This window comes from Flavobacterium sp. (assembly GCF_028712645.1).
Lineage (GTDB): Bacteria > Bacteroidota > Bacteroidia > Flavobacteriales > Flavobacteriaceae > Flavobacterium.
In genome coordinates this window covers 19,116-27,791 of record NZ_JAQTPQ010000015.1, presented here as the reverse complement: position 1 = coordinate 27,791, position 8,676 = coordinate 19,116, and the positions used below count along the sequence as shown (strand labels likewise).

At 33.2% G+C, this 8,676-nt stretch carries 8 protein-coding genes; all 8 read left to right on the top strand.

Going from position 1 to position 8,676, the window contains the following annotated elements; all coding sequences use genetic code 11:
- Nucleotides 1–457: 457 nt before the first annotated feature.
- The 8 genes from PHC28_RS02240 (at nt 458) to PHC28_RS02205 (ending at nt 8,537) form a co-directional block, all read left to right on the top strand.
- Nucleotides 458–1,567 carry a hypothetical protein gene (locus tag PHC28_RS02240; protein WP_300096358.1) on the top strand — a complete coding sequence of 370 codons (1,110 nt, stop codon included), beginning with the start codon at nt 458–460 and terminating at the stop codon, nt 1,565–1,567.
- Nucleotides 1,567–2,562: a porphobilinogen synthase gene (gene hemB / locus PHC28_RS02235; protein WP_300096357.1), complete on the top strand. Its 996-nt coding sequence runs from the start codon at nt 1,567–1,569 to the stop codon at nt 2,560–2,562. The genes PHC28_RS02240 and hemB overlap by 1 nt, the downstream gene beginning before the upstream one ends.
- Before the next feature lie 2 nt (nt 2,563–2,564).
- On the top strand, nt 2,565–2,960 hold the full coding sequence (locus tag PHC28_RS02230) for a c-type cytochrome (protein ID WP_300096356.1): 396 nt from the start codon (nt 2,565–2,567) through the stop codon (nt 2,958–2,960).
- 147 nt (nt 2,961–3,107) lie between these two features.
- Nucleotides 3,108–3,578 carry a methylated-DNA--[protein]-cysteine S-methyltransferase gene (locus PHC28_RS02225; RefSeq protein ID WP_300096355.1) on the top strand — a complete coding sequence of 157 codons (471 nt, stop codon included), beginning with the start codon at nt 3,108–3,110 and terminating at the stop codon, nt 3,576–3,578.
- 129 nt (nt 3,579–3,707) lie between these two features.
- Nucleotides 3,708–4,421 carry a 3'-5' exonuclease gene (locus tag PHC28_RS02220; RefSeq protein WP_300096354.1) on the top strand — a complete coding sequence of 238 codons (714 nt, stop codon included), beginning with the start codon at nt 3,708–3,710 and terminating at the stop codon, nt 4,419–4,421.
- Between the two features lie 79 nt (nt 4,422–4,500).
- Nucleotides 4,501–5,940, top strand: coding sequence for a nucleoside recognition domain-containing protein (locus PHC28_RS02215; RefSeq protein WP_300096353.1), 1,440 nt, complete (start codon nt 4,501–4,503; stop codon nt 5,938–5,940).
- A gap of 77 nt (nt 5,941–6,017) precedes the next feature.
- Nucleotides 6,018–6,596 carry an IS200/IS605 family transposase gene (tnpA, locus tag PHC28_RS02210; RefSeq protein ID WP_300096352.1) on the top strand — a complete coding sequence of 193 codons (579 nt, stop codon included), beginning with the start codon at nt 6,018–6,020 and terminating at the stop codon, nt 6,594–6,596.
- Between the two features lie 339 nt (nt 6,597–6,935).
- Complete coding sequence (locus PHC28_RS02205; RefSeq protein ID WP_300096351.1) at nt 6,936–8,537, top strand: fumarate hydratase; 1,602 nt, start codon at nt 6,936–6,938, stop codon at nt 8,535–8,537.
- Nucleotides 8,538–8,676 lie beyond the last annotated feature (139 nt).

Genomic DNA, 8,676 nt, shown 5'->3' with positions numbered 1-8,676 from the left:
TTATAAAAGTTGTATTGAAGAATATATAAAATCTGCAAAATTTATCAATAGAATATTTTCAAAATCTCAACTTAATAAAAATTTGGTTTTAGATTTATCCGATAAAACTAACGATATAATTGACCAATTAAATATTGACAACAAAAAGTTGGAAAAAATATTGGTACAAATTTTTACGCAAAATCTCTTTTTATCAAGAAAAGAATTCACTCTAAGAAATAGTGAGGAAGATTTAGAAAGATTATTAAACTCAAAACATTTATTATTTCAGTGTGAATCTGATTTTCCAACTGAAAACAAAAAAATAAAAAGCTTATTGGATATTCTAAAAGATAAGAATACTTTCTTGATAAGAAAATTAATCATTCGTAAGCATCAAGATCCTAATTCAGGAAATCAATATTATGTGCTTTTGGGAGAAGAGAATACCTTTTCTTTAGAAAAACACAACTATTTGTTGGATATTTATAATTCTTGGGACGAGTATTCATATAATCATTTTTTATCAGAAGATAATTTAGTTTTAGAAAGAAAGCTAAATGATAATTGTGAACAGAGTGGAGATTTAGAAAATTTTTGGTCTAAACATAGATTTGCTAAAAAATACAAAGATGTTGATAAAAACACAAAAGCACTAAATACGCTAACCACAAGCAAAATATCTATTTTAGATTCTGATTTCAATAACTTTGCTAAAAAGATTTCTGAAAATTACCTGAAGAATTGCGCATTATCACTATCTATAGAAAAAGAAAAAATATGTTACAATTTTGATTTAGAGAAATTTTTAATCAAGGAAAAAGAAAAAATACAAAAAATACAATATGAATCAATAATTAAAAATTTTTTTCCGTACAAAAAAGTTTGCTTTTTTATAGTTCATTATATTCAGTATTTTAAAAAAGAGATAGGTAAAAATAATTTTGACAGAAAAAAACTAAATGAAATAATAGACAAAATAAAGGTCGCTAATAATCATTTGGATGAAATTACTTCAAAATTTAAATCAAATTTGAATTGGTGCAAAAACCATTTTTATTATTCTTACCAATTACCATTTGAAGAGTGTATAAAAACACACGATATTGGCGAACAAGAACTAAATATTTTTGTACCATCTACATTTTCATTACCTTTAAATTATTTAGATTTATTAAAGGAAGTTGAAGCCTTTGAATCGAATTATTTAAGTAATACCAATGATATTGATAATTTTTCTAATTTTTCTATATTATTTAATAGATTAGATATAAAATTAACTGACCAAGAAAAAGAAATTAAAGAGCAGTCGAAGAAAAGTATTGAATTATTGAGTGTATTTACCGCTATTTTAGCTTTAATTTTTGGAGGGGTATCTACACTTACAACTAATACAACATTTGAAGAAAAATTCTTAACATTTATTAGCTTATTTATTGTCTTATTTTCTTTTATAACTTTAATAAAAACTTTTATAAGCAAGAAGAAAAACTTTATTGAAGTTTTAGTTTTGTTCTTTATTTATATAGTTTGTTTAATATTAATTATTGGTGTTCTTTCAATCACTATAAAACAAAAATTATTATAATGTTCCCATTACAAAGACCTAGAAGATTACGAGTGAATGAAAGTATTCGTTCCTTAGTTAGAGAAACAACATTAAGTCCATCCGATTTTATGTTTCCAATGTTCATCGCAGAAGGCGAAAACGTAAAAGTAGAAATACCATCTATGGTTGGGATTTATCGCTGTTCGATTGATTTAACTGTAGAAGAAGTCAAAGAACTTTTTGCACTAGGAATTCGTGCCGTAAACATTTACGTAAAAGTGGATGAATCCCTAAAAGACAACACCGGAAAAGAAGCTTGGAATCCTGATGGATTGATGCAAAGAACCATAAAAGCGATTAAAAAATCGTGTCCAGAAATGATTGTAATGCCTGATGTGGCACTCGATCCCTATTCTATTTATGGTCACGACGGAATCATTGAAAACGGCGATATTGCTAATGATGCAACCAATGAAGCTTTGGTAAAAATGGCGGTTTCACACGCTCAAGCTGGAGCCGATTTTGTAGCGCCATCTGATATGATGGATGGTCGTGTTTTGCGTTTGCGTCAAGGATTAGATGCCGCAGGATTTCAAAATGTGGGGATTATGAGCTATTCAGCTAAATATGCTTCGGCATTTTACGGGCCATTTCGTGATGCATTAGATAGTGCTCCAAGAGAATCTGATGTTGTGGTTCCAAAAGACAAAAAAACCTATCAAATGGATTATGCCAATCGTATCGAAGCCATTCGCGAAGCATTAATGGATGTGGAAGAAGGAGCCGATATGGTTATGGTAAAACCTGGAATTGCGTATCTTGACATTGTTCGTGAAGTAAAAAATGCAGTTAATGTTCCCGTAACGGTTTTTCACGTTTCGGGCGAATATGCAATGGTCAAAGCCGCTGCCGAAAGAGGTTGGCTTGATCACGACAAGATTATGATGGAACAATTAATGTGTATCAAAAGAGCAGGAGCAAGTCTGATTTCGACTTATTTTGCTAAAGAAGCCGCAATACTATTAAATAAATAAATATGAAAAAAGCAGTATTATTATCCATATTATCCGCAGGTTTGCTTTCTGTAGTTTCTTGTAAAAAAGGAGGCTCGGAAGAATCCTTTGGCAAACCAGAACCTTCAACCGAGGCTCAAAAACCCGAAGTTTTAGGTGCAGCAATTTTTGCAGGGAAAGGTGCCTGTGTTGCTTGTCATAAACCCGATGTAAAACTCGTTGGGCCAAGTTTACAAGATATTGCCAAAATCTACAAAGAAAAAAATGGTAGTATAGTTGGTTTCCTAAAAGGAGAAAATGAACCAATAGTTGATCCAACACAATATGCGGTGATGAAACCTAATTTAGTACTTACTAAGTCATTTTCAGATGAAGAATTAAAAGCTTTAGAAGCGTATGTTTATTCGAATCTAAAATAATTTTTTCCTGAATAACTGAAATACTAGACAGGATTGTGATAAAAAACCATTTCATTTGAAATGGTTTTTTTATTTCCAAAAATCTTTTCTTTGTGAACTTTGCGCCTTCACTGTGAACTTTGCGGTTAATTTTTTTACTTTTATAAAATGGAAATTGCTTACATCAAAACGCATTTAGGAGTCGCCAAAATAATAGGCGATGAAAACGGTATTTCTATAATTTCAATTTTAGATGAAGGAGATATTTCCTCAACAATTCCAGTTATTTTACAAGAAGCCGTTTCCCAAATCAATGACTATTTCGAAGGAAAAAGGATTGATTTTAGTTTCAAATTAAATCCTTTTGGAACTGAATTTCAGCAAAAAGTTTGGAAAGGATTGCTTGAAATACCATATGGAAAAACGATGAGTTATTTAGAATTATCCAAGAGATTAGGCGATGTCAAAGCGATTCGTGCCGTAGCTTCGGCTAATGGTAAAAACCCTCTTTGGATTGTAGTTCCTTGTCACAGAGTCATAGGAACTGATGGTTCACTCACGGGTTATGCAGGAGGATTGTGGCGCAAAAAATGGCTTTTGGAACACGAAAACCCGTCTAATCAACAAAGTTTGTTCTAAAATTTGTTAATAATAGCTTTCAAATTTTGCCGACCATTAATAATTTTGTGTAAATTCGTATAATTCCTTCAAAAGATAATCCGTGTTAATCTGTCAAATCCGCATCATCTGCGTCCCAATATTTAACTTATGATAGAAAAAATCAACCTCAACAACATTCTGTTTCTCGACATTGAAACCGTTCCGGAAGTAGCTAATTTCAATGAGTTGGACAACGAAATGAAAGATCTTTGGGAACACAAAACCCAATACCAGCGCAAAGACGAATTCACTCCGGAAGACTTTTATGATCGAGCTGGAATTTGGGCCGAATTTGGAAAAATTGTCTGTATTTCTGTTGGGTATTTTGTCATCAAAGGCGATATTAGAAATTTTAGAGTAACATCTTTTTTTGGAGACGAAAAGAAAATTCTGCACGATTTTATCAATCTCTTGAACAATCATTTCAATCAACCGCAACACGTTTTGTGTGGTCATAATGCCAAAGAATTTGACATTCCATTTATTGCCCGCCGAATGATTATTAATAACATTGCCATTCCAAATAAACTCAATTTGTTTGGGAAAAAACCTTGGGAAATTCCACATTTAGACACTTTAGAATTGTGGAAATTTGGCGATTATAAACACTTCACTTCTTTGAAATTAATGTGCAAAGTACTCGGAATTCCATCGCCAAAAGGCGACATCGATGGCAGTCAAGTAGGACAAGTTTTTTATGTAGAAAAAGACATCGACAGGATTGTAACTTATTGTGAAAAAGACACGATTGCAGTTGCTCAGATTTTCCTTAGACTAAGAAGAGAAGATTTGTTGATTGAGGAAGAGATTATTCACGTTTAATTTTTTAGACCTAACAGGTTTTCAAAACCTGTTAGGTCTTTTTTGCAATAAATAATTACATTTACAAAAATTATAAATTATGGTATTAAGTAGATTTTGGCTGGTGATTTTTATTTCTTCAATTGCATTTGTAGTTTTTAGTTTGTTTTCGGGTAATAGTTACACGATAGACAATGTTTTAAACGGAAAAAAAGATGACCCTATTTTGATTTCTGAAAAATATATTGAGCAACTTCCTGTTTTTATAAAAGACAGCATCAAGAAAGCTCCTGATCAAACTATGATTATCAATAGAGACACTATAAATGCTGACACTACTTATGTTTATAAAAATAAAACGGTAAAAATTTTTAGCGGGGTTCAAAAATCAGATGGACTTTTGCCAACTTGTAAAAGCACATTACTCGATTTGATTCTTCCGCTTATTGCTTATTTGGCTTTTTTCTGTGGTTTGATGGAACTTTTAATCATTTCTGGAGTATCTGAAAAACTAGCCAAAGTTTTGAGTCCAGTTTTTGTAAAAGTGTTTCCAAGTATTCCCAAAAATCACCCATCGATTTCCTATATGACTTTGAATTTTGCTGCCAATTTCTTAGGATTAGATTCCGCTGCAACTCCTTTCGGATTAAAAGCTATGGAAAGTTTGCAGGAACTAAATACTGATAAAGATCGAGCGAGTGATGCCCAAATTATGTTCCTTTGTTTGCACGCATCAGGCTTAACTTTAATAGCAACTTCTATAATTGGTTATCGTGCTGCTGCCAATGCCAGCAATCCTGCCGATGTGATGTTGCCTTGTATTATTACTTCTTTTATTGGTACAATTGCTGCATTTCTTATCGTTGGAATTAAACAAAAAATTAACTTCAAAAGTGCTTCTTTAGTTATTGGTTTAATGGTGTTGATTGCTGCAATAGTAGGTTTATTGATGTATGTAAATCATTTAGATTTAATAGGCAAAAACTATTTCACCTCTAATCTTTCGGCATTGATATTGGTAGGAATTATCATTTTTACTCTGATTTTTTCCTTTATTAAGGAGAAGAAATTTGCAGATGCAAACACGACTGTTTATGAAGCCTTTGTGTCTGGAGCTAATAATGGAGTTAAAACAGGCGTTACCATTTTTCCTTATGTTTTAGGAATGTTAGTGGCAATTTCTTTATTCAGAAATAGTGGTTTATTTGAAATTATAAGTAACTGGATTGCTTTTGCTTTTTCTAATTTGGGAGTAAGTAAAGGAATCACTGACGCTTTGCCAGTAGCATTGCTTAGACCGTTTAGTTCTGCAGGATCACGAGGATTTTTGATCGATTCGATGAATACTTTTGGTGCCGATTCCTTAACGGGAAGATTAAGTAGTATTTTTCAATGCAGTGCCGAAAGTACTTTTTATGTAATTGCGGTTTATTTTGGTTCTGTCAATATCAAAAACACTCGTTATGCGCTTACTACAATGTTGCTAGTAGATTTAATTTGTGTGATTACCGCAATTTTTGTGGCGAGTTGGTTTTTTTAGAAAAATCGAAATAAAAAATGTTCTGTTTACAGCGGATTTTAATCCGTTGCTACAAAATGTTCTGAGCCGATGCCTCTATGAAATGTGAAAGTTCCATAGGAACGAACTATATTGTAGCAACGGATTTTAATCCGTTGATGCTAAGAAATAAGAAAAAACAGAGTTCCGTAGGAACGGCTCATAAAAAGATCAATATGGCAAACACCTATCATCAAGTATATATTCAGGTTGTTTTTGCGGTAAAATATCGAGATGCTGTTATTGCTAATGAATGGGAATCTATATTATTTGGTGTTATTGGCAATTTGATAGATGAAACTGGTTGTAAAACTATCATTGTAAATGGAGTTGAGGATCACGTTCACTGCTTTTTAGGTCTTAAACCCGCAGTTTCCATTTCGGAACTAATGAAAACCGTAAAAGCCAAATCATCAAAATATATTAATGACCATAATTTGACAAAATCAAGATTTGAATGGCAAGAAGGTTATGGTGCATTCTCTTATGGACATTCTCAAATTGATGCAGTTTATAAATACATTGCTAATCAAGAAACGCATCATAAGAAACAAGCGTTCAAAGAAGAATATTTAGAGTTTTTAGATAAATTCGAAGTGCCATTTGATGAAAGATATATTTTTGAAGATTTGATATGAACCGAGCCTATGGCTCTTGATTGATTATGGTAGTTTATAGCAACTGGACTAAAGTCCAGCCTTACAATATGCGCCGAGCCGATGGCTCTGTGAAATGCAAAAGTCCCAGAGGGACGACACATTTTGTAGCAACGGATTTTAATCCGTTGGTTTAGGGACGAATCATATTTTAGTAGTGGATTTTATCCGTTGATGAATGAAAAACAAATGGCATAACAACCAAATTTCATTCTAAAACAAATTATCAATTTATTTCAATTCTAAAACATAAGTTGGTGTAAAGCACTGTGAATTCTCTCAACAATTCTTATCTTTGGAGTTATAAAATAACTTCATATTATGGACTTCATATACCAGGACCCTTATCCAATTTTAAAAGACGATACCCAATACCGCAAAATCACTTCCGACTTTGTAAAAGTAGAAAAACTAGGCGAAAGAGAAATCTTAACTGTTGACCCAAAAGGCCTGGAATTATTGGCTCAAGAAGCTTTGAAAGACGTTTCTTTTATGTTGCGAACCGCACATTTAGCCAAACTAAAAGCCATTCTTGACGATCCAGAAGCAACAGACAACGACCGTTTTGTGGCTTATAATTTATTGCAAAACGCCGTAGTGGCTATTGATGGCGAATTGCCTTCTTGTCAAGATACCGGAACGGCGATTGTAATGGCCAAAAAAGGCGAAAATGTATACACGGGAGTCGATGATGCTGAATGGCTTTCAAGAGGAATTTTTAACACCTATCAAGAAAGAAACCTTCGTTATTCTCAAGTTGTGCCGATTAGTATGTTTGAAGAAAAAAACTCAGGTTCAAATCTTCCGGCACAAATTGATATTTATGCTAAAAAAGGAGCTTCGTATGAGTTCTTGTTTTTGGCAAAAGGTGGAGGTTCTGCCAATAAAACCTATTTATACCAACAAACGAAATCATTATTGAATGAAAAATCGATGGATGCTTTCATTCGTGCCAAAATAATGGATTTGGGAACTTCGGCGTGTCCGCCTTATCACTTGGCTTTAGTGATTGGTGGAACATCTGCAGAAGCGAATTTAGCAGCAGTAAAAAAAGCATCAGCAGGTTATTTTGATAATTTACCTACTTCTGGAAATATGGCTGGTCAAGCTTTCCGTGATTTAGAATGGGAAAAACGAGTACAAATTATATGTCAAGAAAGTCATATTGGAGCCCAGTTTGGCGGTAAATATTTCACGCACGATGTTCGAGTGATTCGCTTGCCACGTCACGCTGCTTCTTGTCCGGTTGGATTGGGAGTTTCGTGTTCTGCCGATAGAAATATCAAAGGGAAAATTACCAAAGAAGGTATTTTCGTAGAACAATTAGAAGTCAATCCAAAACAATTTTTGCCAGCAACTCCACCTCATTTGGAAGCAGCTGTCGAAATAGATTTGAACCAACCAATGGCTGATATTCTTAAAAAATTAACCCAATATCCAATTAAAACTCGTTTGAAACTAAACGGAACTTTGATTGTAGCTCGTGATATTGCTCACGCCAAAATCAAAGAATTATTGGATGCTGGAAAACCAATGCCTGACTATTTTAAAAATCACCCAATTTATTATGCAGGACCTGCAAAAACGCCAGAAGGAATGGCTTCAGGAAGTTTTGGACCAACAACTGCTGGTAGAATGGATGTTTATGTAGAAGAATTCCAAAAGAATGGCGGAAGTATGGTAATGCTTGCCAAAGGAAACAGAACCAAAGATGTAATGAATGCCTGTAAAACTTACGGCGGATTCTATTTGGGTTCCATAGGAGGGCCAGCCGCTATTTTGGCTAAAGAAAACATACTCTCTGTTGAGGTAGTTGATTTTGAAGAATTAGGTATGGAAGCCGTTCGTAAAATCACTATTAAAGATTTCCCTGCTTTTATTATTACCGATGATAAAGGAAATGATTTCTTTGAGAATTTGTAGTTTTTAACCACAAAGAACACAAAGTTTTGCGCTAAGTTCACAAAGGTTTTTACTGCAGATTCGCAGATTTTTTAAATAATGAAACCGCCTTAATTGGGCGGTTTTTGTTTTTTAGAATCTTTATCAAATTTGAAATAAT